Genomic DNA, 995 nt, shown 5'->3' on the forward strand with positions numbered 1-995 from the left:
CGGCCGCGTACCCGGCGACCTGGGCGCCCTGTCCCACCAGCCGCAGCAGCGAGCGCGCCGGGACCACCGCCTACGGCGGCAGGACGTCGGCGACCAGCGCGCCACGTGCCCCGGTCGCGACCGGGGTCAGCAGGCTCATCGCGAACAGCAGCGCGAACAGCGCCGGCACCGGCACGCCCGGCACGGTCATCACCGCGACGATCGCGGCACAGCCGAGGTCGCAGCCGGCCAGCAGCCGCCGCGACGGCACCCGGTCCACCAGGCCGGACAGCAGCGTCCCGCCGAACAGGTACGGCAGGAACGTCGCCGTGAAGGTCAGCGCCGACAGCAGCGGCGAATGCGTCCGCCGGTACACCAGCACGGTCAGCGCCAGCCCGGCGACGACGTAGCCGAGCATCGACACGACGAGGGCGCCGAACAGCGCGCGGAACTCGGCGGAGGCGAACGCGTCGCGGTAGCGCCCCGCCCGGGGGATGGTGCTCACGCCCCGAAGCTCGCAGAACCTACCCTGAGGGCGCGAAAGATTCGTTAGGGGGCGAATGCCGTGGCGGTGACGCGTCTCGTCGCGAGCGGCGGCGATCTGCTGCGCTGCCGCTTCGCCACCTCCCCGCTGTGGGAGACGGTCAACGCCGTGCGCGCGTTCGTCGACCCGCGCTCCCACCCGTACCTGCGGCCCTGGTGGGAGCAGGTGCGCGGTGCCCCTCCGGCGGAGATGCCGCTCGCCGTGCAGACCCCGCGCGGCTACACGCCCGACTTCCTCAGCCCTCCGCCGCGCGAGGCCGCGCCCTCGGTGGAGGACCAGCTCGCCGCCGTGCGCGCGACCCCGCCCGAACAGGTCCGGGCCGAGCTGCGCCGCGTCGACCTTTCGACGTGCCCGTCACCCGCCGCCGTGCGTGCGATGATCGCCGACCCGGAGACGGCACGCGACGCCCTCCCCGCCGGGCTCGAACGACCCCGGCGATGATGAGGCCGGCCCGCCACTCACGGACGGCCGA

2 protein-coding genes are annotated in these 995 nt (G+C 75.1%); one reads left to right on the forward strand and one right to left on the reverse strand.

Annotation, left to right across the window (positions count from 1 at the left end):
* Nucleotides 1–70: 70 nt before the first annotated feature.
* Nucleotides 71–484 (reverse strand): MFS transporter, encoded by a 414-nt coding sequence (locus ACFFNX_RS51090; RefSeq protein WP_378213749.1) that lies wholly within the window; start codon nucleotides 482–484, stop codon nucleotides 71–73.
* Between the two features lie 66 nt (nucleotides 485–550).
* Here ACFFNX_RS51090 and ACFFNX_RS51095 point away from each other — a divergent pair, with 66 nt between their 5' ends.
* Nucleotides 551–964 (forward strand): hypothetical protein, encoded by a 414-nt coding sequence (locus ACFFNX_RS51095; RefSeq protein WP_378213750.1) that lies wholly within the window; start codon nucleotides 551–553, stop codon nucleotides 962–964.
* The last annotated feature ends 31 nt before the right edge of the window (nucleotides 965–995 follow it).

This window comes from Actinoallomurus acaciae, from assembly GCF_042429965.1.
Classification (GTDB): Bacteria; Actinomycetota; Actinomycetes; order Streptosporangiales; family Streptosporangiaceae; genus Actinoallomurus; species Actinoallomurus acaciae.